A 23,393-nucleotide genomic window follows, 5' to 3' on the forward strand; every position below is an offset into this window, starting at 1 on the left:
CCACTGCGGACGCCACACTCCATGCGTTTTCATGACCCCAACACAGAGATCGGCAACGTCGACGACGCAACTCGAGCTTTGCCATAAATGACCTCGTTGCAACAGGAGCATTATCGGCACGAAAGAATGATGACAGCCGGCCGGATCGTCAACGTGAGCGAGTCGCCATGGCTATCAAACCGGCCCGCGTCCTTCGCCGGCAGCCCAAAGAGCGCTTAGCCCGTCCCGGTACGTCGGATAGGCAAGCGTCACCCCAAGGTCTTGCGTCAGCGCGCGGTTCGAGACACGTCGGTTTGCCGCGTAGAAGCTCCGCGCCATCGGCGAGAGCGGGGCGTCACCGAAGGGGATCAGGGGTGGCGGCTCGAGACCCATCAGCCGCGCCGCATAGGCCACCACCTCCGGGGCGGGGGCGGGCTCGTCGTCGGTAACGTTCCACACACGGCATCCCCCCCTGAACGCGAAGGCTTGCCCGATCGCGCGGCCGATATCATCGACATGGATGCGGTTGAACACCTGACCGGGTTTATCGATGCGCCTCGCGTCGCCCTGGCGAAGATCGTCGAGCGCGTTGCGCCCCGGCCCGTAGATGCCAGCCAACCGCAGAATTTGGACGGACTTTCCGGTACGTTGACCAAGTGACAACCAAGCGTTCTCGACCGCCACGCGGGCTCGACCGCGCTCGCTGAGCGGCTCCGCCGGGGTGGTTTCATCGATCCACGCGCCCCCGTGATCGCCATACACCCCGATGGTCGACAGATAGACGATGCTGGCGAGCGGGGAAGCCGCGATGGAATCCGTAAAGCGCGACAGGACGGGATCGCCGTTCAGGCCGGGCTGGACGCTGACCAGCAGGCGATCGGCCTGCGCCAAAGCGGTCTCGATCGCGGGATCGGCATGACCATCGTCGAACACAAGCGCCGCTTGTCCCTTGCGCCCGAGCGCCTCGACCTTGTCGGCCGTTCGCACCGTCCCGATCGCGGGGCCATCGATCTCAAGGCTGCGCGCATCGCCGAGGTAGTGCCCAGCCGTATAACCGATCCCAAACACAAACAGGCTCATGCAGCCTCCCATTCGGCGCGAACATCGATATCGGGATCTTGCTGGACGGTCTCGCCGGCCTGTTGTCGCAGAGCGGCGCGGCCGATGAGACGATGCAGCGCCCACACAGCCATGGCGCGCACCAGCGGCGAGGGGTGGCGCAACCGCGCGACGGCATGCGGCGCAAGCGAGGGATCGCCCGAATTCCCAATCGCAATCAGAACATTTCGGAGAAAGCGCGCGTGTCCGATCCGCTTGATGGGGCTGCCGGAGAAGAAGACCCGGAACGCCGCATCGTCGAGGTCGACGAGATCCGCCAGGGAGGGCTCGGCGAGATCCGCGCGCGCCGTCAACTTGGCCTCGCGCGACACCTCAGCGAATTTATTCCAGGGACACACGGCGAGACAATCATCGCAACCATAGATGCGGTTGCCGATTGCGGGACGAAAATGCCGGTCGATATGACCCTGATGTTCAATCGTCAGATAGGAGATGCAGCGGCGAGCGTCGAGGCGGTACGGGGCCGGAAAGGCCTTGGTCGGGCAGATGTCGAGGCAGGCGCGGCACGATCCGCAATGGTCCGCCATCGCGGTGTCGACGGCGAGATCCAGCGTCGTGAAGATCGAGCCGAGAAACAGCCAGGATCCGAAATCGCGCGACACCAGATTGGTATGCTTGCCTTGCCAGCCGACGCCCGCGGCGGCCGCCAGAGGTTTTTCCATCACCGGGGCCGTATCGACGAAGACCTTGACGGCCACCTCCTCGTCCGACGCCCGCGCCAGCCATGTTGCGAGATGTTTGAGCTTGCCCTTGATCACATCATGGTAATCACGATGGCGCGCATAGACCGAGATCGCACCCTTGTTGCGCCGACTGAGCGTCTCGAGCGGGTCGACAGCCGGACCGTAATTGGTGCCGAGCATGACGATGCTGCGCACCGCCGGCCACAGAACACGGGGATCGCTGCGGCGGGCCGCCGTCTCGGCCATCCAGCCCATATCGCCCTGGTGGCCCTCGGCCAACCACCTCGCCAGGCGCTCGGCGGCGTCGGGGATCGCGTCGGGCCTCACGATGCGGCAGGAATCGAAGCCGAGCTCCGTCGCTTTGGCGTCCAAACGTTGTCTGAGCGTCAGGATCTGGGTCAAAAATCCAGGTCGGCGTAGATCGGACTCGGTGTGATTCCCGGCACCCGATCGGCCAGCAGCGCGCGAAAGGCCGGACGCGACTTCACCCGAACATACCAGGCCTTCGCGGTCTCGTCTTCGGCCCATGGCACGTCGCCCAGGAAGTCCATCGTCGACAGATGCGCCGCCGCCGCCAGATCCGCATAGGTCATGGTCTCCCCCGCGAGCCAGTTTCGGGTGCGGATCAGATACCCGATATAGCGCATGTGGTAGCGGATGTTGGCGCGTGCCACCCGCACGATGTCCATATCGGGCGCCCCGCCACCCTGATCGTAGCTCATGAAACGCTTATAGACCTTCTCGGTCACGAGATGGCTCGACACTTCGTTGAAGAATTTGATGTTGAACCAATCCAGCAATCGACGCACTTCCACACGTCCTGCGGGATCGTCGGGCAGCAGACGTTGAGGCCCCAGCGCCAATCCGCGCGTTTCATCGAGATATTCGCCGATCGGCGCCCAGCCCGGCACCGGCGGCAAGGCGTCTTCGACCAACACCGGGGTTGTGCCGGCCGGGTTCATCAGAAGGAACTCCTCACGCCTGTCGAAGGCGCGCTCCTCGATCAATTGCGGCTCAATACCGAGCTCCCCGAGAACAAGTCGGACGTAACGCGAATGCGGGCAAAGGGGATAATGATAGAGGTCCGTCATGTCGCCCTGAAGACCGGCCAGCCGTAGGAGAGGGCATGGCGTTCGAGTGGATCGGCCCGCAACGACACGAGCCACGTCTTGGGTGTCTGCTTGTCGCCCGAAGCCGTTAAGTCAGCGTTAAGGATGAGAAGTGGGCCGGGCCATCGGCATCAACGCCCGATCTCACGCGAAACACTGTGACCCTATAGGCCGAGCCTTTCTAGGCTTCAACCCCGCGTTGCGGCGCCGCCACGGTCTTGTCCGGCCACAGACAGAGGTCGCGCACGAGACAGGTCGGACAGGCGGGCCGTCGCGCCGTGCAAGTATAGCGGCCGTGCAGGATCAGCCAGTGGTGGGCATACGACTTGAAGGCGTCCGGGACGACCTGCATCAATCCGGCCTCGACCGCATCCGCCGTCTTGCCGACCGCAAGCGGCAATCGATTCGAAACGCGGAACACATGGGTGTCGACCGCGATCGTCGGCTCCCCCCATAAGGCGTTCATCACCACGGCGGCCGTTTTCGTTCCGACCCCTGGAAGCGCTTCGAGCGCGGCGCGGTCGCGCGGCACCTCGCCCGCATGATCGAGGAGCAGTCTTTCGCTCAAGGCCACGACGTTCTTGGCCTTCATGTTGTAAAGCCCGATCGTCTTGATCGCATCGCGCACCCGCGCCTCGCCCAGCGCCACCATGGCGGCCGGATCGGCAGCGCGAGCGAACAAAGCTGGCGTCGCCTTGTTGACGCTGACGTCCGTGGCCTGGGCCGAAAGCACGACCGCAACCAGGAGGCTGAACGGCGTCATATAAATCAGTTCGGTCACGGGGGCAGGATCGCGCTCGCGAAACCGCCTGAAGATGGCGTCGATCCGCGTCGTCTCTGCCTGCGACATGGTCGCCGATTGACGCCCTTTGCCGAGCTTAGGCGAGAGCCGGATCTTTCCTCGAGCCATCGCGGTCTTATACTCCACGGCAGTTCGAGAACAAGCCGCGAGGTCGATCGTGTCTCACGTCCCCGATCCACCGATCGATCCAGCCGACATGCCGATCCTGTCCGAACGGTTGCGCCCGCACCGCTCCCTCAGCCGGAAGCAGTTTCACGTCCTGCTCGGAGCCGTGGGCGCGGGCGGCGTGGTGGCGAGCCTCCCGTTCGTGATGATGGGAGCCTGGCCGGTCGCCGGCTTCATGGGGCTCGATGTTCTCGCGGTCTATATCGCGTTCAAGGCCAGTTTTCGGCAGGCTCGCGCCTATGAAGACGTGACCCTGACGGTTCTCGAACTCTCGGTCGCCAAGGTGAGCCCCAAGGGTCTCCGAGCCGAATGGCGGTTCAACCCCTCTTGGGTGCGGCTGCAGCGCGACGAGCATGAAGATTATGGCACCATGCGGATCGATGTCGTCTCGCGCGGGCAACGGCTCGAAGTTGCGTCCTTTCTCGGGCCCGACCAGAAGGCGAAATTCGCCGATCGATTGTCTCGCGGTCTCGCTCAGGCGCGCGCCGGAATGCGCCTCTCCTGACACGGACTGGACGTTCGCCGTCAATGCGCGCCGGCGGGCGCTTTACCGGCTTTGACGGATCGTAGCGTCAGGGCGAGCGGCACCGCGACGGCCGACACGATCGCCAGCGCATAAAACACATCGATATAGGCCAGAAATGCGGCCTGCGTCTGCACCTGCTGCCCGATCCAACCAACGGCTTGCTGCGAGGGTGTGCCTCCGCCACCCCCTTGGTTTGCATAATATTGCGTCGCTTGGTGGAGGGTGTTGCCATAGAACGGGTTCCATGAGCCAACCGTCTCGACGAGACGGCTCTGGTGGAACTGCTCCCGGCGGGCCAAGATGGTCTGCGCGAGCGAGACCCCCATCGAACCGCCGAGGTTTCGCGCCATGTTGATGAGCGCGGAGGCTTGATCGGTCTTATCGGGCGGGATGCCATCGTAAGACGCCGTCGTGATCGGAATGAAGATCAGCGGCAAGCCCATGCCGATATAGACGCGTGACCACACGAAGAACTCGAAGCTGTTGTCGGCGTAGATATTCGTCAAATAATACATCGCTAGCGCCACGATGAGCGCCCCGACCGCGATGAGATATTTCGGCTGCACCAGCCCGGAGATGCGCCCGACGACGAACATCATGAACATGGTGACGAGGCCACCGGGCGACAGCGCCAGCCCTGCCAGGGTTGCGGTGTAGCCGTAATAGTCCTGCAGCAGCTGCGGAAGAAATTGTGTGGTGGCGATCAGAATCGCGCCCGTCGCGAGCATCACGAGGAAACATGCCCCGAACTGCCGCCCCGCCAGCATCTTGAGGTCGATCACCGGATCCTTGCGGGTCAGCTCCCACGGGATGAACAGGATCAACGACAGGGCCGTGATGACCGCGAAGGTGATGATGAAGCCGGAGCCGAACCAGTCATCCTCCTGCCCGCGGTCGAGCACGACTTCCAAGGCGCCGAGGAATGTCGCGATCAGGATGAAGCCGATGTAGTCGAAGCGGAGCCCCTTGGCCCAGAGCTTGGCGCGATCGGCGATCTCCTTGGCGGAATCCGGGATGTAGAAATGCACCAGGAGGATGCAGGCGATGCCAACCGGAGCATTGATCAGAAAGCACCAGTGCCAGGAATAATTGTCACTCAGCCACCCCCCGAGCGTCGGACCAACAACCGGAGCGACCACCACCGCGATGCCATAGAGGGCAAAGCCTTGGCCGCGCTTTTCGGGCGGGAACGCCGCCGCCAGGATGGACTGCGCCACCGGTGTCATGCCGCCACCCGCAAGACCCTGCATGATGCGGAACAAGAGCAGGGACGGCAGGCTCCAGGCGAGCCCACACAGCACCGAGCTGATCGAGAAGAGGGCGAGGCAAACGAGGAAAAAACGCTTGCGACCGAACGCCTTCGAGATCCAGCCGCTGGCACACAGCACGATCGCATTGGCGACCAGATAGGTGGTGACGACCCAGGCGGCCTCATCCGGCCCGACAGCCAAGCCGCCCGCGATATAGCGGAGCGCCACATTGGCGATCGTCGTATCGAGCACCTCCATGAAGGTTGCGATCGACACGATGCTGGCGATGACCCATGGGTTGACGCCTTTGAGCTCTGCGCCTGTCTGTTTCGGTTTTGAGGCCACCGCCTGTTTGGCGTGGCTCTTCGGCACGGAACTGCTGCTCATCGACGGGCTTACTCGCGAGACGACGAGGGTCTTTCGCCATGAGTCGGGCAACGACCCTCAAGAACCACTAGATGCGAAGGCGAACCAAACCGTTGCGCTCAAGGTTCCCGGTCGCGGGTGACATGGATTGTCACGGATGCCGCAGGCTAGAGACGAGCCGACAGGGCTTGAACCGCGAGGCCCGCGAAAAGCATCAACCCGGCATAACGATTGGCCCGGAAAAGATCGAGCGACCGGGTCGTGCTCTCTGGCGCGATCCGGAAAACCTGCCAAGCGAGGTGACAGCCGAAGGCCGCGACACCAAGCCAAGCCCAGACCCCGCCCCCCGCGAGCGTGACGGCCCCGACCGCGAGCGCGAGCGCGACAGCATACAGCGCTTCAACGCCGAACCGCACCTTGTCGCCGAAGAACAGAGCCGTCGATCCGATGCCGACCACCGCATCGTCGGTCCGATCCTGCAACGCGTAGATCGTATCATAGCCGATGGTCCAGAAGATCGCAGCGGCGTAGAGCAAAATGGGCGCCCAAGCCAGCGAGCCGAAAACGGCGGCCCAGGCGACCAGCGCACCCCAGGCAAAAGCCAGTCCCAAGACGGCTTGGGGCCAAGATGAAACCCGCTTGGCGAAGGGATAGAGCGCGACGATCACCAACGACGCACAGGCGAGTGCGATCGTGAAATGATTGAAGCAGAGCAGCACCGCCAGCCCAATCAGGAGCTGGACGACGAGAAAGACGGCGGCCTGCTTGCGGGTGACGCGGCCGCTTGGAATCGGCCGGTTCCGGGTGCGCTCCACCTGAAGGTCGATGTCTCGATCGACGATGTCGTTGAAGGTCGATCCCGCGCCTCGCATGGCGATCGAGCCGACCGCAAACAGGAGGATCTGTAAGAGATCCGGCGCTCGATGGGCCGCGACCCCAGCCAAAGCCGCGCCCCATAAGCACGGCAGGAGCAGCAATTGCCAACCGATCGGTCGATCGATCCGCGCGAGCTGGAGATAGGGACGCCATGCTTCGGGCGAGTAGCGAATGACCCAATGGCCCGTTGTATCGGGCAACGCGTAGGCATTTGGCTCAGCCATCGTCGGAACCCGCTATCGTGGCTCGCCTCGTGCGCGACAAGCCTTTACAGGGGGCCAGTCGGCAACTTGACGGCTTGTTCCTGTTGCCCCTGCTGCGCTTGCTGGGCCTGTTGCTGCTGAGCCTGTTTCATCTTGACCGCAAAGCTACAGGCCTTGACCGCGATGCTCGCAGTTTTGGCACGGCTCGCCGTCATCTTCTCGATCAGATCGTCCGGAAGGCCGCACCATTCTTTGTTCTTCGTCATGTAATTGACAACTTCGCCCTCGGCAGCCGACAGGCTCTTCAAGCGTGGGCATGCGGCGATCGGATCGAGCTTACCGCCGTTGGATTTGGAAATCTTGTTGAGCGCGCCGATCTCGCTCATGCGCTTGCTCATCAGCTTGGCGAAGTCGTCATTGCAATCCGCCATGGCGGCGCCCGCACAGGCAGCGCTGGCAATCGCCAGGACCGCGACACGCAGCAGGCTCCGAGAAACGCCCGTCTTGACCGTTAGCTCTTGAAACATGCCGTCTGTCATCGTGTCGGTCTCTTGCTCCGCGAACGCCGCTCGACGCACGTCTTTGTATCTCGACTGTCTAGCGGATAAAAAGTGCCGAATAAAGGCGTCTTGATGGCAAGGACTGATTCGTGGCTCGTATCGACTTTACTTCGCAGCGGCTGTTCGTCGACGCCCCTCTCGCCCGCGATGTCGCTCTGCCGCTCGACCGGCAGCAGGCCAACTATCTGTTGAACGTCCTCCGGTTCAGCGAAGGCGATCCGCTGCTCATCTTCAACGGGCAACATGGCGAATGGCGCGCGACCCTTTCGGCAACCGGACGCAAGGCCGCGATCCTCCATGTGGTCGAACAAACACGCGAGCAGACGGTGCCGAGCCGCATCCATTATTGCTTCGCGCCCTTGAAACACGCCCGGCTCGACTACGTGGTTCAGAAGGCCGTCGAGATGGGAGCGGGCGTGCTGCATCCTGTGATGACGCGGCACACGCAAGTCAGCCGCATCAATCTCGACCGGATGCGCGCCAATGCGATCGAGGCGGCCGAGCAATGCGGCATCCTTGCCGTCCCAACGATCACGGAGGAGCGAAAGTTTGAGACTTGGCTCGCCAACTGGCCGAGCGATCACCTGATTGTCTTCTGTGATGAAGATGCGGACCACCGGAACGCCTTGGGCATCCCTCCTGCTGGGGTGTCGCCGACGGTGCCGGTCGGGGTTCTCCTCGGCCCGGAAGGCGGCTTTGCGGAAGACGAGCGACAGGCTCTGCTGGCCCTGCCGAATGTGATGCGGCTTTGGCTCGGACCACGCATCCTGCGGGCCGACACCGCCGCCGTCGCGGCGCTGACGCTGGTGCAAGCCGCTTTGGGGGATTGGCGCGTCGCGGGGTGAACGGGTCGTCTCGCCTCAGGCGTGACCAGCCTCGGATGACAGCATCACAGGATCGATGCCGATCTTGCGAAGCGCGCGATCGTATTTCGTGTCGAGCGCCTGATCGAACACGATGGCATCGTCGGCCGCGCAATGCAGCCACCCATTGGCCTGCATCTCGGTCTCGAGTTGTCCCGCAGCCCAGCCGGCGTAACCCAGCGCCAGCACGGCACGGTCAGGCCCCCTGCCCTCCGCGATGGCGCGCAGGATATCGACCGTCGCGGTCAACGAAATGCCCGAGTCGATTGGCAGCGTCGAACTATCGACAAAGTAATCTGCCGAATGCAGCACGAACCCACGTCCCGTTTCGACCGGTCCCCCTTGGATCACCGGAACGTCGGCGGCTTTATCGCTTAGGTCGGTCGCGTCGTCGTCGGCCACCACATCGAGTTGAACCAGGAGATCGGCGAACCGCACCGCATTGGTTGGTTGGTTGACGATGATGCCCATGGCGCCATCGGCCGAGTGTGCACAGAGATAGATCACGGCCCGATCGAACCGCTCGTCCGCCATGCCCGGCATGGCGACCAGCAGATGCCCACTGAGAAAGTGAGTGTCGTCGATGTTTTTGGAAGATTTTGTCATCATGCTCAGACTAATCGCGCCACGCCCAGGGCGACAAGCCTCGGTTTTCGGACGGGCCAAGAAGCGCTTGTCCCCTCTCATATTGGCGACCCAGCTGCTTCTCGCTAGTGCGGCCACTTCATCATGGGCGGCCTCCCCCGATGCGGCGGCAAACTGGGTGCAGAGCGATCATTCGGCCATTCGGCTGATCGATGCGGGGCGGGTCACCGGCCAGCCCGGGTCGATGCTCGGGCTCGAAATCCGGCTCGACCCCGGCTACCTTACCTACTGGCGGACGCCGGGCGATTCCGGAGTGCCTCCCACATTTTCGACGGTCGGATCGACCAATGTGGCCCATATCGAGGTCGAGTATCCTGCGCCCCTGAAACTCGACGAGGCTGGGTCAGAGGTGTTCGGCTACAAGGGCGAGGTGACATTTCCAATGCGCGTGACACGCATTGAACCCGCCATACCCGCGACCCTGAAGCTGGCAGTCGACTACGCCATCTGCGCCACGCAATGCCTGCCGGTCCACGCAATGCTCGATCTCACCCTGACCGACAGCGGCTCGACGGACGCCATCGCGCAGGTCCAGCAAGCGCTCGCGAAAGTTCCACGTGAAACGCCGCTTCGGTCGCCGGATCGCTTGGCCATCGACAGGGTGACGATCGATCCGGCCGACCTAAAGTCGCTGAGTGTCGTGGCTCGCGCATCGACCGGAGCGTCCCTATTTGTTGAAGCGCCAGAGGGGTGGTATGTGCAGGCCGGTGCGGCAGCCGATGCTGGTGGCACCGCCGTATCGTTCCCGCTGACCGTCGTTCAACAACCTGCTGGCAGCGACATTCGCGCCATCGATCTCCGAATGACGCTTATCGACAAGACGGGTGCGATCGAAACCTCTGCGCGGGGCCGTGTCGCGTCGGATGTCGGAACCGCCGGACCAAGACCCTAATGGAGCCGCCTATGCCTCTTCAAATCGGTGATCGCCTGCCGCAAGCCGAGTTCACGGTCATGACAGCGGATGGGGTATCGGTTCGCACCACGGATGACATCTTCAAGGGACGGACGGTGGTTCTGTTTGCTGTGCCGGGTGCGTTCACGCCGACCTGTCACAAGAACCATCTTCCCGGCTATCTCGACAATGCAGAGGCGCTGAAGGCGAAGGGTGTCGATGCGATTGCGGTAACGGCCGTCAACGACGTATTCGTCATGGATGCTTGGGCGAAGGCAAGCGGCGGCGCCGGCGTGCTGGAATTTCTTGCCGATGGGGCAGCGACATTCGCCAAGGCGATCGGCATGGATTTCGATGGAAGCGCACGTGGGATGGGAATTCGCTCGAACCGCTATTCCATGCTGGTCGAGGACGGCGTGGTGAAGCGCCTGTCTTTGGAAGAAAATAATTCGCGAGCCGACGCCTCTTCGGCCAAGGCCCTGCTCGCCGCTCTGAACGCTTAAGGAAACGAGGAACCCCGGTGACCGATCAATTGCTGATGGATCAGACCGCCATCACCCTGGTTGCGCCTGGGTTGATCTCGCAGGCGCAACCAGCCCGAAAGATGTCGCTTCTCGGCATGACACGCGCCGAGTTGGCTGAGGCGTTGCGCGCCATCGACGTGCCGGAGCGTGAACTTCGGATGCGCGGGGCGCAACTCTGGCAGTGGATCTATGGACACGGGCTCAAAAGCTTCGATGGAATGCTCAATGTCGCCAAGCCGCTCCGGACCCGGCTCGCCGAAACCTACTCGCTCGCGAGACCCTCGATCGTCAGCGAGCAGGTGTCCATCGACGGAACGCGCAAGTGGCTGATCAGGCTTGATGATCTTGGCTCGGGGTTGGACCTGCAGCGGCAGCAGAAAGCGGCCGAGGTCGAGGTCGTGTATATCCCGGAAAGCGATCGCGGAACCTTGTGTGTGTCGAGCCAGGTTGGCTGTACGCTGACATGCACCTTCTGCCACACCGGCACGCAGAAATTGGTCCGCAATCTCACATCTCGTGAGATCGTGGCGCAACTCGTTGTCGCGCGCGATCGGCTCGGCGATTTCCCCGGCCTCACGCCGCCGACGGACGGGCTTGTGCCGCCGCCGGGGACGCGTGCGGTATCGAACATCGTCTTCATGGGAATGGGCGAACCGCTCTATAATCTCGACGCGGTTCGCGACGCGGTCGCCACCATGAGCGATGGTGATGGACTGTCATTGTCGCGGCGGCGCATCACGGTTTCAACGTCCGGCGTGGTGCCGCAGATCGAGACATTGGGCAACGATGTCGGCACGATGCTGGCGATCTCGCTGCATGCCGTTCGCGATGACCTTCGCAACGAACTCGTCCCGCTGAACAAGAAATATCCGATCGAGATGCTGCTCGAAGCATGCCGGACCTATCCCGGCGCCTCGAATGCCCGCCGGATCACGTTCGAATACGTCATGTTGAAAGGTGTCAACGATTCGCCCCGGGACGCGCGGGAGTTGGTTCGGCTGCTGAAGGGCATTCCGGCCAAGATCAATTTGATCCCCTTCAACCCCTGGCCCGGCACCCGCTACGAATGTTCGGACTGGTCGACCATCGAGACCTTCTCGGACATCGTTTTTAACGCGGGCTATGCGAGCCCGGTTCGCACGCCGCGCGGACGCGATATCCTGGCGGCCTGCGGACAGCTCAAAAGCGAGACCGAGAAGCTACGGGCGCGGGCGAGGCTCATGCTCGACGGGACAGCGGATCCTGCGGTGGATGCCGATTAGCCCGGCGCATCGACCTGCAGCGTCGTCGTGACGCGCCGAACCCTGATCGTCTGCGTCGGGGTGATCGTGGCAGGCACTGGCGCGCTGGCGGTGTTGGGCGGGGCGCTGCTCTATGAGATCCTCACGCCTCCACCCTCCTCCAGCATCGCCATTGTGAGCCTCCTGAGCATCGTCACGGCCATGTCGAATGGGAATGCGGGCGAGGTGTTCACGGCCGCGATCGGCTTCGCCTGGGCCGGCGCGGCTGTGATGAGCTTCGGCCCCATCGCCGTTGCGGCTGTCGTGGGCGAGGTGACAGCAAGCCGATCATTAACGCTCTATGCCGCTGTTGCGGGAGGGATGGCGGCCGCGGGACCGGCGCTCCTTCGCGTCATCCTGCAGGTTGATCCAGTTGCGTCCAGCGAGGCGGCGCTTCTCCTCGAGAGCCGTTTTCTTCTGGCTGCGTTTCTCAGCGGGACGGTGGGTGGAGGGCTTTATTGGCTGCTGGCGGGCCGGTCTGCTGCCGGACGCGGCTGACGCTCATCGCCCTAAACTCGTGCATGAAACCATCAAATTTGCTGGATGGGGGTTGCGTTTCGAATTGAAGTCATTAATTTGCAGCTTGAAATCAGGGTTATGGAGGGTCTGCGGATCCTCGACGCTGAGCGACACACACCGCTTCCTCTCTCTTTACGATGGTTGGACCTCCGAGTGAGGCAACATTTAAGAGTTGTGAGCGACATTTGGCGAATATGGCTGCCGCTTCTTCTTGATGATTGGACTGACATCAAGGAACGGTTGCTGGTGATGTTTGGACGCGGACGACCCTTCTATGAGGCGTAAGTCCCGGGTTCAATCGTGTTGGCGGCAGACACGTCGGATATGCTGCAAATTTTCACTTCACGAACCTTGCGGTGAAGTCAGAGACGCCGGGCGACCTTTCGGGGCGACAACCGGTAAACGTCAGGGATCCAAGGACGATCGATGAGACCAGGTCAGAACAAGCGCATGCGGGGCCGCAATCCGAACAACCGGAAGGGTCCTAATCCGCTCACGCGCTCTTACGAGTCCAATGGTCCGGACGTTAAAATCCGGGGAACCGCCCATCATGTTGCAGAAAAATACCTGCAATTGGCTCGGGATGCACAGTCGTCCGGCGACCCTGTCGCGGCAGAGAGCTACCTTCAACACGCGGAACATTATTTTCGCCTGATCGCGACCGCCCAATTGGCTCAGGCTCAGTCTCAGGTCGGCTATGTGCGCGCTGTTGGCGAGGTCGAAGTCGACGAGGACGACGACGATGACTTCAGTGCTCTGCCCGACCGGTTCGCCTCTCCGCCCGAACGGGTACCGCCGCAACCCGTCGCCTCGCCGCAGCCCTACAACGATCGACAGGGGCTGAACGGAGGCGAACGCCAGCCGTATAACGGCGGCGGCAACGAACGACCGTCTTATAATGGCGACCGGAACAACGCTGACCGCAACACCGGCGACCGCAACAATGGCGAGCGCCAAGAGCGCGCGCCCGAGCGCTACAATCAGGAGCGGGGCGGCGAGCGACAGGATCGCGGCGAGCGCCCGGAGCGTCAGCAGTTCGACCGACCTTATCAAGGCGATCGGCCCGACCGGGGCAATACTAACAACGGCAATAATTACGACCGCAATAACCGGAACGATCGGAATGACCGGAACAATCGCGGGCCGCGGCAGCAGCGCGATGGGCAACCGCGCGAGTTTCAACAGCCGCGTGACTTTCAACCGCGTGGCGAGTTCCAGCCGCGCGATCAGCAGCAGCAACAACAGCCGTATCGCGAGCAGAATGCGCGTGAGACGCAGACGTCCGAGTATCAGGATCAGCGCGACGGACAGCGTCCGGCGATCGAGCCACAGCGCGAACAACCCGTGCGCGATCAGGTAACCGAGACGCGCCAGGCCGCAATCGAAAGCCGGCCGCAGCAAGCGACGCCCCAGCCGGTCGTGGAAACCGTGGGACTGCCGGCCTTCATTACGGCACCGGTCCGGTCGGTGATGCCGACGCCCTCCGATGTGGAGCCATCGTCCGATCAACAATCGCGACGAAGCGCATCATCGAACGATGACGCCTCGGACGGCTATCTTCCCGATGCCCCGACGGACGGCGAGAAGTTTCCGGTCAGGGCCCGTCGCCGACGTCGGACACGCGCCGAAATCGATGCCGACGAAGCGGTTCGCAAGGCTGCGGCCGGCGACAAGGCGTCCGCCGAATAGGGCGCGCCTCCGCCAGCAACTTGGGGGCGACGAGCTCGGTGATCTTGCCAGCCCGTCGCTTCGCTTTTACTCTGATGCTCCCGCCTCTCATCAGTTTCGCCTCGGTACCGCAGCCGAGACCCGATGATCTCCCCCGCCGAGCCGCCCTTCCCCAGGGTCTCCCGCTTCGGCTTTTCCTCTCCGTATAAGCTCCGCCGCAACGGCGCTGCGCCAAGGACTTTCTTCCCATGCGGGAAATCAAACTCAAGGATCTCAAGCTCAAGTCGCCGACCGAGCTCCTGGCTTTCGCCGAGGAGCACGAGGTCGAAAACGCATCGATCATGCGAAAGCAGGAATTGATGTTTGCGATTCTCAAGCAACTCGCCAGTCGAGAGATCGAAATCATCGGTGAGGGCGTCGTCGAGGTCCTGCAGGATGGCTTCGGCTTCCTTCGGTCGTCCGACGCCAATTATTTGGCCGGACCGGACGACATCTACGTCTCGCCGTCGCAGATCCGGCGCTTCGGTCTCCGGACGGGCGATACCGTCGAAGGCCTGATCCGCAGCCCGAAGGAAGGCGAGCGGTATTTCGCGTTGCTGAAGGTCGGCACGATCAATTTCGACGATCCGGAGAAGATCCGGCACAAGGTCCACTTCGACAATCTGACCCCGCTTTATCCCGATTCGCGGTTGAAGCTCGAGATGGAAGATCCGACCCGCAAGGACTTCTCGTCCCGCGTCATCGACGTCGTGTCGCCGATCGGTAAGGGCCAGCGCGCCTTGATCGTCGCACCGCCGCGGACAGGCAAGACCGTGCTGCTGCAGAACATCGCACAGTCGGTTACGACCAATCATCCTGAATGCTATCTGATCGTGCTGCTGATCGATGAGCGGCCCGAAGAAGTGACCGACATGCAGCGTTCGGTGAAGGGGGAGGTCGTTGCATCGACCTTCGACGAGCCGGCGGTTCGTCATGTGCAAGTCGCCGAAATGGTGATCGAGAAGGCTAAGCGCCTTGTCGAACATGGCCGCGACGTCGTTATCCTGCTCGACTCGATCACGCGTCTCGGGCGCGCCTACAACACTGTCGTGCCATCCTCGGGCAAGGTGCTGACCGGCGGTGTGGATGCCAATGCGTTACAGCGGCCAAAGCGATTCTTCGGCGCGGCCCGTAATATCGAAGAGGGCGGTTCGCTGACCATCATCGCGACGGCGCTGATCGATACCGGCTCGCGCATGGATGAGGTGATCTTCGAAGAGTTCAAAGGCACCGGTAACTCGGAAATCATTCTCGATCGGAAGGTCGCGGACAAGCGAATCTTCCCCTCGATCGATATCACCCGCTCGGGTACCCGAAAGGAAGAGCTTCTGTGCCCGCCCGACATCCTCAAGAAGATGTATGTGCTGCGCCGGATCCTCAATCCGATGGGAACGGTCGATGCGATCGAATTCCTGCTCGGCAAGCTTCGCGAGACGCCGAAGGGCAATGCGACCTTCTTCGAATCCATGAACACCTGATCGAGCGTTTCACGTCAGCTTCGATGACGAGTTGTTGATATCCTACTGGCCACGGCAGCATCCAAGCTGCCGTGGCTTTTTGTTGTCGGGTTGCGCGTGCCACGGCCTCGATCCCGAACATGATCAGAACGGAGCGTCATGATGCGAACCGACACGATCTTCGCGCTCGCATCCGGTGGTGGGCGAACCGCTGTCGCGGTCATTCGTGTGTCGGGGCCGCAAGCTTCGTCGACCCTCTCGCGGCTCACCGGAAAGGTCCCGGCGCCTCGTCGGGCGACCGTCGCGACCCTCTGCGTCCCTCGCTCGGGTGAGCCGCTCGATCGCGCCCTCATCCTGTGGTTTCCAGGACCAAACAGCTTCACGGGCGAGGATTGTGCCGAATTCCAGGTTCATGGCGGCCGGGCGGTCGTCGACGCCGTGCTGAGCGCGCTGGCTGACCTCCCGGATTGCCGTCCGGCCGAGCCGGGTGAATTTACCCGTCGCGCTTTCTTGAACCGCAAAATGGATTTGGCCGAGGTCGAAGGCCTCGCGGATCTGATCGACGCACAAACCGAGGCTCAACGCCGTCAGGCACTCCGTCAGCTCGATGGCGCGCTCGGGGTTTGGGCGACCCGCGAAAAAGCTCGACTTCTGCAAGCGATGGCGGCCGCTGAAAGCGCGATCGATTTTTCTGACGAAGCCGATGTCGCAGGTGACTTTGCGGCCGAGGTGACCCGGATTGCCGCTGAGGTGTCCCAGTCGATCGCCGCCCAGTTGGCGCAGTCGTCCACCGCGGCTCGCATCCGCGATGGTTTTGTGGTGACCCTGGCTGGACCGCCCAATGCCGGCAAATCGACGCTTCTGAACGCGCTTGCACGCCGCGATGCCGCGATCGTTTCACCTCACGCCGGTACGACGCGCGATCCAGTTGAGGTTGAACTCGATCTCGACGGCTATCTTGTGATCTGCATCGATACGGCAGGGCTTCGGGACAGTGATGATCCGATCGAGCAGGAGGGGATGGCACGGGCACGGGCGCGGGCCGCAAGTGCCGATCTGGTGCTCTGGTTGAGCGACAGCCGCGATCCTGTCCAACCGGACAGAACGCTCGTGACCAGAACGCTCTGGACCGTCGCGACGAAACTCGACCTCGCGGAACAGCCTGTCTCTGGCTTCGACCATTCTGTTGCGGCGCCGACCGGAGAGGGCATCGACGCTCTGACGACTGCGATCAGGAGCGTGATTGCTGCGGACGGTTCGAGCCTCGGTGCGGGATTGGTGACACGTCTCCGGCATCGTCATGCGCTTGACCGTGCGCAAGCCGCACTGACGCGTCTGCTGCGGGACCCTGAGAGCGGTATGGAAATCCGTGCAGAACAGCTTCGGCAGGTTGTCCAGCATCTCGATAGCCTCATGGGACGGATCGAGCCAGAGGCTGTTCTGGGCGAAATTTTCGCGAGATTTTGCGTCGGCAAATAGGATTGCTGTTTCACGTGAAACAGAGTTGCGAGCATGGACCTACCGAACACGGCCCCGACATGATAGGGGATCTTGCAACATCGCCGCGTCTGCGCGCCACTCCCAAAACCGGACCACGACCATTACGACTTTCGATGTCATCGTTATCGGCGGCGGACACGCCGGCTGTGAAGCCGCTGCGGCTTCGGCCCGTATGGGCGCACGAACCGCTCTCGTGACCCATAAGCTCGCGACGATCGGCGCAATGTCCTGCAACCCCGCGATCGGTGGTCTCGGAAAGGGGCATTTGGTTCGCGAAATCGATGCGATGGATGGCGTCATGGGCCGCGTCGCCGACCGCGCCGGTATTCAGTTCCGGCTTCTCAACCGCCGCAAAGGTCCAGCGGTTCGCGGGCCTCGCGCGCAGGCCGATCGAAAGCTCTACCGCGCGGCGATGCAGGCCGCCCTGCTCAACCAGCCGATGTTGGAGATCGTCGAAGGCGAAGCGCATGATCTCGATATCGTCGACGGTCAGGTTTGCGGCGTGACCCTGGCGGATGGGCGAGGCTTGAGCTGCCGCGCCGCCATTTTGACGACCGGCACCTTCCTCCGTGGCCTGATCCATATCGGCGAACAGCAGATACCGGCCGGCCGGGTGGGTGAGGCTCCCTCGCTCGGCCTGTCAGCGACACTCGACCGTCACGGCTTTGCTCTTGGCCGCTTGAAGACTGGAACCCCGCCCCGGCTCGACGGACGCACCATCGACTTCGCGTCGCTCGAACGGCAGCCCGGCGATGAGACGCCCGAGCCATTCTCGAGCCTGACAACCCATATCGAGCAGCGGCAAGTCGATTGTTTTATAACGCGAACGACCGCCGCAACCCACGCGGTGATCGCAGCCAACATGCACCGCGCGCCGCTCTTTTCAGGTGCCATTACAGGGCGTGGTCCGCGCTACTGCCCTTCGATCGAAGACAAGGTGGTGCGCTTCGCCGATCGCGAGAGCCACCAGATTTTCCTCGAGCCAGAGGGGCTCGACGATCCGACCGTCTACCCCAATGGCATCTCGACGTCGCTGCCGGCCGACGTCCAAACGGCATTTTTGGCGACAATCCCCGGGCTGGAACGCGTCGCCGTGCTTCAACCCGGTTATGCGATCGAGTATGATTTTGTCGACCCCCGGGAACTCCTGCCCACGCTCGAGACGAAGCGGATCAACGGGCTGTATCTCGCGGGTCAGATCAATGGGACGACAGGCTACGAGGAGGCCGCCGCTCAAGGGCTCGCAGCCGGCTTGAACGCCGCCGCAAAGGTCGGCTCGCTTGACCCGATTCTGTTCGACCGTGCGGAATCCTACATCGGCGTGATGATCGATGATCTCGTAACACGCGGAGTGACGGAGCCCTATCGCATGTTTACCTCGCGGGCGGAGTACCGGTTATCGCTGCGCGCCGATAACGCCGACCAGCGATTGACGCCCAAAGGTGTCGCGATTGGCTGCGTCGACGCGAGCCGCCAGACCGCCTTCGCGGCCAAGCTGCAGGCCCTCGATCATGCACGGGCGCGCGTTCGCGCGTTGCACGCGACCCCGCAAGAAGCAAACCGCGCCGGTATGTCCGTCAGCCTCGATGGGGTTCGCCGGAGCGCTTTCTCGCTCTTGTCCTATCCCACCACGGATTGGGAGCAGGTGGTTCGTCTCTGGCCGGCCCTGGCCGACATCGCCCCCTCAGTGGCCGCCCAGGTCGAGTCGGATGCGAAATATGCCGTCTACCTCGATCGACAAGCCGAGACCGTGGCGGACACACGACGCGAGGAGAGTTTTCGACTTCCTGCCGATCTCGATTACGGGTCTCTGCCGGGCCTGTCGCGAGAGTTGCGCGATAAGCTGATCGCGACACGTCCCATGACCTTGGGGCAGGCGGAACGGCTGGAAGGCATCACGCCCGCAGCCTTGACGATCCTGCTGGCCCATAGCCGACAGATCGCCCGTCGCGCGCAAGAAGCCGCATGAAGCCTCCCACGTTGAAGAAAAATGCAAAGGCGGCGATCGATGACTCAGCAGACCGGGCGCATTCGCTCGCGATTGTGCCTGTTTCACGTGAAACAGAGGAACGCTTTGCGATCTTCGTCGGTCTGCTCCATCGCTGGCAGACGATCAAGAATCTTGTCGGTCCCTCGACGCTGGATACGGTGTGGACCCGACACATCGCTGATTCGGCGCAACTTGTCGCTCTGGCACCCATGGCTCGTCGCTGGGTGGACCTCGGCTCAGGCGCTGGATTCCCGGGCATCGTCATCGGAATTATGATTCGTGACCTCGATGGCGCGCGGGTCGATCTGGTCGAAAGCAACGAGCGGAAATGCGCATTCCTGCGCGAAGCAGTGCGCGCGACAGGCTCAGCGGCCCGCGTCCACATGGGCCGGATCGAAAATGTCCTGCCCACACTCGATAGATCTGTTGATGTCGTGACATCGAGAGCCCTTGCGCCCTTGCCCGACCTCATCGCCATGGGCGACACTCTGCTCAAGGGTGGCGCTGTGGGGCTGTTCCTCAAAGGCGATGAAGCCCTCCCAGGCGAGACGAGCGGGGCATCAGGGCAGGCCGGCGACTTCGCCTACGAAACAATCCCGAGCAAAACGCATCCACATGCGCGTATCGTTCGGGTTCGAACACGGGACTGATTCGCCGCTCGGTGGCGGAGCGCTTGCGTCGAACATTGGAAAGGAGCGGTCGCAATGGCGATCGACACGCTGATTTCGCACCAAAGGGCGGCTCGAGTCCTTGTTCTGGCGAACCAGAAAGGGGGCGTCGGTAAAACCACGACCGCGATCAACCTCGGAACGGCGCTCGCGGCCATCGGCGAAAAGGTGCTTCTGGTCGACCTCGATCCGCAGGGTAATGCCTCGACCGGCCTCGGGATCGATCGCAAGATGCGAACGACATCCACCTATCATGTGCTGTCCGGCGAGGCGACCTTAGCCGATGCAGCGCGTCAGACGGCGGTTCCGAACCTGTTCGTTGCGCCCGCCACCATGGATCTCCTCGGGATCGACGTCGAGATCGCCGACCATCGTGACCGCCCGTTCAAGCTCCGTACCGCCATCCGCGCGCTCACAGAGGCCGGAGGCCCGAATGGTCCGATTTTTAACTACGTGCTGGTGGATTGTCCGCCCTCGTTGAGCCTGTTGACCATCAACGCGCTTGCGGCTGCCGATAGCGTCCTCGTGCCGATGCAATGCGAGTTCTTCGCCCTGGAAGGCCTCTCACAGCTGCTGTCGACCGTCGAACAGGTTCGTCGGACGCTGAATAGCGCTTTGACGATCCATGGCGTCTTGCTCACCATGTTCGATCCTCGCAACAATCTGGCCAACCAGGTCGTGGCCGACGTGCGCGAGTTCATGGGCAACAAGGTCTATGACACGGTCATTCCGCGCAATGTGCGGGTATCGGAAGCACCCTCGCATGGGAAGCCCGTGCTGCTCTACGACCTCAAATGCACCGGGAGCCAAGCCTATCTCAAACTGGCCTCCGAAATCATCCAGCGTGAGAAAGAACAGCAGGCCGCATGACGCAACGGACCAAGGACCGCATGGGCGGCGACGAGCACCCTCGCCCCAGATTAGGCCGTGGATTGGCTGCGTTGCTGGCCGACACCACCGCGTCGTCCAATGCCGAGCAGACCGCAACCGGGCGTGAGCAATTGACGGTGGCGGTCGAATTCCTCCGTCCCAATCCGCGCAATCCGCGTCGGCAGTTCAGCCAGGCCGACCTGGCGGATCTGACGGAATCGATCAAGGCCAATGGTATCATCCAGCCGATCGTCGTCCGGGCCATCCGCAACGTCGCCGGCTCCTACGAGATCATCGCGGGCGAACGACGGTGGCGGGCCGCTCAAGCGGCTGAACTCGACGACGTCCCGGTCGTCGTGGTCGAGGCGGATGACCGGGAAGCGCTCGCTTTCGCGATCATTGAAAACGTCCAACGCGCCGACCTGAACGCCATTGAAGAGGGGCGAGGTTACGAGAGACTCGGCGAGGAATTCGGCTATTCGCAGACCGATCTTGCCAAGATCATCGGCAAGAGCCGGAGCCACGTCGCCAATACGATGCGGTTGCTGAAACTGCCCAACGCCGTCACCGACATGGTGGTCGATGGCGTGCTGTCTGCGGGCCATGCCCGGACTTTGTTGGCTTTCGATGATCCGGAGTCGATGGCGCATCGCATCGTAGCTGAAGGATTGACGGTTCGGGACATCGAGCAATTGGCTCAGCAGGAAGCACAAGCACCCGCTACGGCAGATGCTTCCGAGACAAGCGCGCCACGACGGACTTCGACCAGGACGGCCGAAAGCCAGCGTCTCGCTCGCGCCTTTAGCACGGCCCTCGGCCTGCCAGTCTCGCATAGCCCGAAGGGTACCGCCGGCGAAATTCGGATCCGCTATGGGTCACCCGAGGAACTGGCGACCTTATCGCGGCGCTTCGGTCTCGAAGACTAGCGGAATAACCCCGCCCTCAATGGGCGGGATGTGCCGGTATCGATGCAGCGTTGCACCGGGCGTAGCGGACGCTTCGCGGGATTTTCAGGCGCGAATATTGCCGGCGCAGCATCATGCTGTCCGGCGATGTCATCCGGATGGTTTCCGTCACACTGCCGTGCCGCTCGCCACGACGGCATTCTTCCAGTAGCTCGAACGTATTCGCCGAGGACGCAACGCGCCGAATAGTGCAATGGCTGCGAGAGGACGTCACCTCCTTCGCGGTGTAAATTCTGACATCGATCGCGGTCGCGGAGCAGACACGATCCGCCCGGATCCAACTCCCGACGAACGGATAGGACGCGTCCGCCGCCCAAGCCGACGCGGGGACGATCGCTAAAGCGACCAGCACGACACTGGCCAGCAAGCCAGTCCGAGGGCCTGACTGCAGGGGCGGGCACGGCATTCCGACGGTGGTCGCGGCGAACGTCAAGGACATGGCGGGCTCTCGTTCCAGGGTCATAGGGTCCATCGTCATGCGTTGCGCCAGAGACGGGGCGAAAGGCCGGTCCGGCGCAGGCGGGGTCACTCGTCGTTGTAGGAGTTGAGCTTCTCCAGCGGGATAGTGGCTGATGCGTCGGCGATGCTCCGGCACCGAACGCCATCCTGCCCGATCCATTCGATCCCCGCCGTATCAAACACAGTTTTGATCTTCTCAAACGCGCTCGTCTCGGCGGTTTCGCCGGTCTCGAGGTTCAACACATCGACATGCGATACGCCGGCTCGCGACGCGAGGTCGTCAACGCTGATGTTCAGCCCGGCCCGCGCCATCCTGATCTGTACCGGCTCCATTAGGGCTCCTCCGACAAACGACCGAGACGGACCCTCGGGGTCACGCTGCCGCTCCGCTCTATTTAGAGCAGAGAGACCCTGAGTGTCATGAATTTGCGTCCGGAACAGCCGAATTAGGCCGCGTCGAGCGACTTTTTATCGCTTAAGGCCTGTCTCGTCACGTTGGCTTGACAAACCTCGAGGCAAGCCGAGGATCAGGCCCCTTTCCACGCGAGTCACCACACCATGTCGATGCAAATGCCGCTGAAGGTTGCCCTCGTCACCGGAGCTGGTACGGGGGTGGGCAAAGCCGCTGTCGCCGCCCTGCTCGGGGCTGGCTTTCAGGTTGCCTTGACCGGACGGCGTGAAGAGGCGCTGACGGCTGCCGCTGCCACGCTCGACCCGGACGGGACGTCCACGCTGGTCCTGCCGGGAGATGTCAGCCAACCCGTCGATGTGGAGCGTGTCTTCGGCGCGATTCGCGACCGGTATGGTCGTCTCGATGTGCTGTTCAACAATGCGGGGGTCGGCGCACCGGGGATCCCGCTCGAAGACCTGAGTTTCGAGCAATGGAAGACCGTGGTCGACATCAATCTGACCGGCGTGTTCCTGTGCATCCAGCAGGCGTTCAAGATCATGAAGGCGCAATCGCCTCGGGGCGGCCGCATCATCAACAATGGGTCGATTTCGGCCTACGTGCCGCGCCCGAATTCAGCGCCCTATACGGCCACCAAACATGCGGTGACCGGACTGACCAGAACGGCCTCACTGGATGGCCGAAAATACGACATTGCCTGCGGTCAGATCGACATCGGCAATGCCGACACCGAAATGGCGCAGAAGCAGAAGGACGGCGTGCTGCAGGCCAATGGGTCGATCGCGGTGGAGCCGACCATGTCGCCTGACGATGTCGGGAGGGCCGTCGCCTTCATGGCGACCCTGCCGCTCGATACCAACGTCCAATTCATGACCGTGATGGCGACCGCCATGCCGTTCGTCGGCCGGGGCTAATTGCAACACTGCCCCGCGGGCCCCGTATACCGGCGAGCGGCGGTCCGCTTTTCGGCTCCGATTAGCCATCCTTTACTTGCAACTCACCGCCGT

24 protein-coding genes are annotated in these 23,393 nt (G+C 62.5%); 14 read left to right on the forward strand and 10 right to left on the reverse strand.

What is annotated here, in order from left to right:
• Positions 1-174: 174 nt before the first annotated feature.
• From LGH83_RS12920 to nth, 4 genes are all read right to left on the reverse strand, one after another.
• Positions 175-1,059, reverse strand: coding sequence for an NAD-dependent epimerase/dehydratase family protein (locus tag LGH83_RS12920; RefSeq protein ID WP_227399027.1), 885 nt, complete (start codon positions 1,057-1,059; stop codon positions 175-177).
• Positions 1,056-2,183, reverse strand: coding sequence for a tRNA epoxyqueuosine(34) reductase QueG (gene queG / locus LGH83_RS12925; protein ID WP_227399028.1), 1,128 nt, complete (start codon positions 2,181-2,183; stop codon positions 1,056-1,058). Before queG ends, LGH83_RS12920 begins: the two co-directional genes overlap by 4 nt.
• A complete protein-coding gene (locus LGH83_RS12930; protein ID WP_131114033.1) occupies positions 2,180-2,872 on the reverse strand; it encodes a glutathione S-transferase family protein in 693 nt (230 codons plus the stop codon). The genes queG and LGH83_RS12930 overlap by 4 nt, the downstream gene beginning before the upstream one ends.
• Positions 2,873-3,071: 199 nt before the next feature.
• Positions 3,072-3,800 (reverse strand): endonuclease III, encoded by a 729-nt coding sequence (gene nth / locus LGH83_RS12935; protein ID WP_413771044.1) that lies wholly within the window; start codon positions 3,798-3,800, stop codon positions 3,072-3,074.
• A gap of 88 nt (positions 3,801-3,888) precedes the next feature.
• Here nth and LGH83_RS12940 point away from each other — a divergent pair, with 88 nt between their 5' ends.
• Complete coding sequence (locus LGH83_RS12940; RefSeq protein ID WP_131119346.1) at positions 3,889-4,362, forward strand: DUF2244 domain-containing protein; 474 nt, start codon at positions 3,889-3,891, stop codon at positions 4,360-4,362.
• 20 nt (positions 4,363-4,382) lie between these two features.
• Here the strand turns inward: LGH83_RS12940 and LGH83_RS12945 are convergent, their stop codons facing one another.
• The 3 genes from LGH83_RS12945 to LGH83_RS12955 all read right to left on the reverse strand — a co-directional run bounded on the left by LGH83_RS12945 (position 4,383) and on the right by LGH83_RS12955 (position 7,605).
• Positions 4,383-6,020 carry a DHA2 family efflux MFS transporter permease subunit gene (locus LGH83_RS12945; RefSeq protein ID WP_227399029.1) on the reverse strand — a complete coding sequence of 546 codons (1,638 nt, stop codon included), beginning with the start codon at positions 6,018-6,020 and terminating at the stop codon, positions 4,383-4,385.
• Positions 6,021-6,166: 146 nt separating this feature from the next.
• The gene (gene ubiA / locus LGH83_RS12950) at positions 6,167-7,099 is read right to left on the reverse strand and encodes a 4-hydroxybenzoate octaprenyltransferase (RefSeq protein WP_227399030.1); all 933 of its coding nucleotides are present in this window, start codon (positions 7,097-7,099) and stop codon (positions 6,167-6,169) included.
• 44 nt (positions 7,100-7,143) lie between these two features.
• On the reverse strand, positions 7,144-7,605 hold the full coding sequence (locus LGH83_RS12955) for a hypothetical protein (protein WP_227399031.1): 462 nt from the start codon (positions 7,603-7,605) through the stop codon (positions 7,144-7,146).
• A gap of 122 nt (positions 7,606-7,727) precedes the next feature.
• Between LGH83_RS12955 and LGH83_RS12960 the strand changes: the two genes are divergently transcribed.
• A complete protein-coding gene (locus tag LGH83_RS12960) occupies positions 7,728-8,483 on the forward strand; it encodes a 16S rRNA (uracil(1498)-N(3))-methyltransferase (protein WP_227399032.1) in 756 nt (251 codons plus the stop codon).
• A 15-nt stretch (positions 8,484-8,498) separates the two neighbouring features.
• On the opposite strand, the gene LGH83_RS12965 is transcribed toward LGH83_RS12960, so the two are convergent.
• Positions 8,499-9,110: a YqgE/AlgH family protein gene (locus LGH83_RS12965; protein ID WP_227399033.1), complete on the reverse strand. Its 612-nt coding sequence runs from the start codon at positions 9,108-9,110 to the stop codon at positions 8,499-8,501.
• 64 nt (positions 9,111-9,174) lie between these two features.
• On the opposite strand from LGH83_RS12965, the gene LGH83_RS12970 reads away from it, so the two are divergent.
• From LGH83_RS12970 to LGH83_RS13020, 11 genes are all read left to right on the forward strand, one after another.
• Positions 9,175-10,038, forward strand: coding sequence for a protein-disulfide reductase DsbD domain-containing protein (locus LGH83_RS12970; RefSeq protein ID WP_227399034.1), 864 nt, complete (start codon positions 9,175-9,177; stop codon positions 10,036-10,038).
• 11 nt (positions 10,039-10,049) lie between these two features.
• Positions 10,050-10,541, forward strand: coding sequence for a peroxiredoxin (locus LGH83_RS12975; RefSeq protein ID WP_227399035.1), 492 nt, complete (start codon positions 10,050-10,052; stop codon positions 10,539-10,541).
• A 101-nt stretch (positions 10,542-10,642) separates the two neighbouring features.
• The gene (rlmN, locus tag LGH83_RS12980) at positions 10,643-11,824 is read left to right on the forward strand and encodes a 23S rRNA (adenine(2503)-C(2))-methyltransferase RlmN (protein WP_227401837.1); all 1,182 of its coding nucleotides are present in this window, start codon (positions 10,643-10,645) and stop codon (positions 11,822-11,824) included.
• Between the two features lie 27 nt (positions 11,825-11,851).
• Complete coding sequence (locus LGH83_RS12985) at positions 11,852-12,340, forward strand: hypothetical protein (RefSeq protein WP_227399036.1); 489 nt, start codon at positions 11,852-11,854, stop codon at positions 12,338-12,340.
• 447 nt (positions 12,341-12,787) lie between these two features.
• Complete coding sequence (locus LGH83_RS12990) at positions 12,788-14,050, forward strand: DUF4167 domain-containing protein (RefSeq protein ID WP_227399037.1); 1,263 nt, start codon at positions 12,788-12,790, stop codon at positions 14,048-14,050.
• Positions 14,051-14,277: 227 nt separating this feature from the next.
• Entirely contained in the window at positions 14,278-15,546 is a 1,269-nt protein-coding gene (gene rho / locus LGH83_RS12995) for a transcription termination factor Rho (protein WP_131114022.1), read from the forward strand.
• A gap of 138 nt (positions 15,547-15,684) precedes the next feature.
• Positions 15,685-17,004 (forward strand): tRNA uridine-5-carboxymethylaminomethyl(34) synthesis GTPase MnmE, encoded by a 1,320-nt coding sequence (gene mnmE, locus LGH83_RS13000; RefSeq protein WP_227399038.1) that lies wholly within the window; start codon positions 15,685-15,687, stop codon positions 17,002-17,004.
• A gap of 121 nt (positions 17,005-17,125) precedes the next feature.
• Positions 17,126-18,994, forward strand: coding sequence for a tRNA uridine-5-carboxymethylaminomethyl(34) synthesis enzyme MnmG (gene mnmG / locus LGH83_RS13005; RefSeq protein ID WP_227401838.1), 1,869 nt, complete (start codon positions 17,126-17,128; stop codon positions 18,992-18,994).
• The gene (gene rsmG, locus LGH83_RS13010; protein ID WP_227399039.1) at positions 18,991-19,665 is read left to right on the forward strand and encodes a 16S rRNA (guanine(527)-N(7))-methyltransferase RsmG; all 675 of its coding nucleotides are present in this window, start codon (positions 18,991-18,993) and stop codon (positions 19,663-19,665) included. The genes mnmG and rsmG overlap by 4 nt, the downstream gene beginning before the upstream one ends.
• Before the next feature lie 54 nt (positions 19,666-19,719).
• Positions 19,720-20,553 carry a ParA family protein gene (locus LGH83_RS13015; protein WP_131195471.1) on the forward strand — a complete coding sequence of 278 codons (834 nt, stop codon included), beginning with the start codon at positions 19,720-19,722 and terminating at the stop codon, positions 20,551-20,553.
• Entirely contained in the window at positions 20,550-21,479 is a 930-nt protein-coding gene (locus LGH83_RS13020) for a ParB/RepB/Spo0J family partition protein (RefSeq protein ID WP_227399040.1), read from the forward strand. Before LGH83_RS13015 ends, LGH83_RS13020 begins: the two co-directional genes overlap by 4 nt.
• Positions 21,480-21,495: 16 nt before the next feature.
• On the opposite strand, the gene LGH83_RS13025 is transcribed toward LGH83_RS13020, so the two are convergent.
• Both LGH83_RS13025 and LGH83_RS13030 read right to left on the reverse strand, forming a co-directional pair.
• Positions 21,496-21,957, reverse strand: coding sequence for a hypothetical protein (locus tag LGH83_RS13025; RefSeq protein ID WP_227399041.1), 462 nt, complete (start codon positions 21,955-21,957; stop codon positions 21,496-21,498).
• A gap of 86 nt (positions 21,958-22,043) precedes the next feature.
• Complete coding sequence (locus LGH83_RS13030; RefSeq protein WP_131114017.1) at positions 22,044-22,310, reverse strand: helix-turn-helix domain-containing protein; 267 nt, start codon at positions 22,308-22,310, stop codon at positions 22,044-22,046.
• A gap of 225 nt (positions 22,311-22,535) precedes the next feature.
• Between LGH83_RS13030 and LGH83_RS13035 the strand changes: the two genes are divergently transcribed.
• Positions 22,536-23,300: an SDR family oxidoreductase gene (locus LGH83_RS13035; protein ID WP_227399042.1), complete on the forward strand. Its 765-nt coding sequence runs from the start codon at positions 22,536-22,538 to the stop codon at positions 23,298-23,300.
• The last annotated feature ends 93 nt before the right edge of the window (positions 23,301-23,393 follow it).

The organism is Lichenihabitans sp. PAMC28606 (assembly GCF_020616535.1).
Lineage (GTDB): Bacteria > Pseudomonadota > Alphaproteobacteria > Rhizobiales > Beijerinckiaceae > Lichenihabitans > Lichenihabitans psoromatis.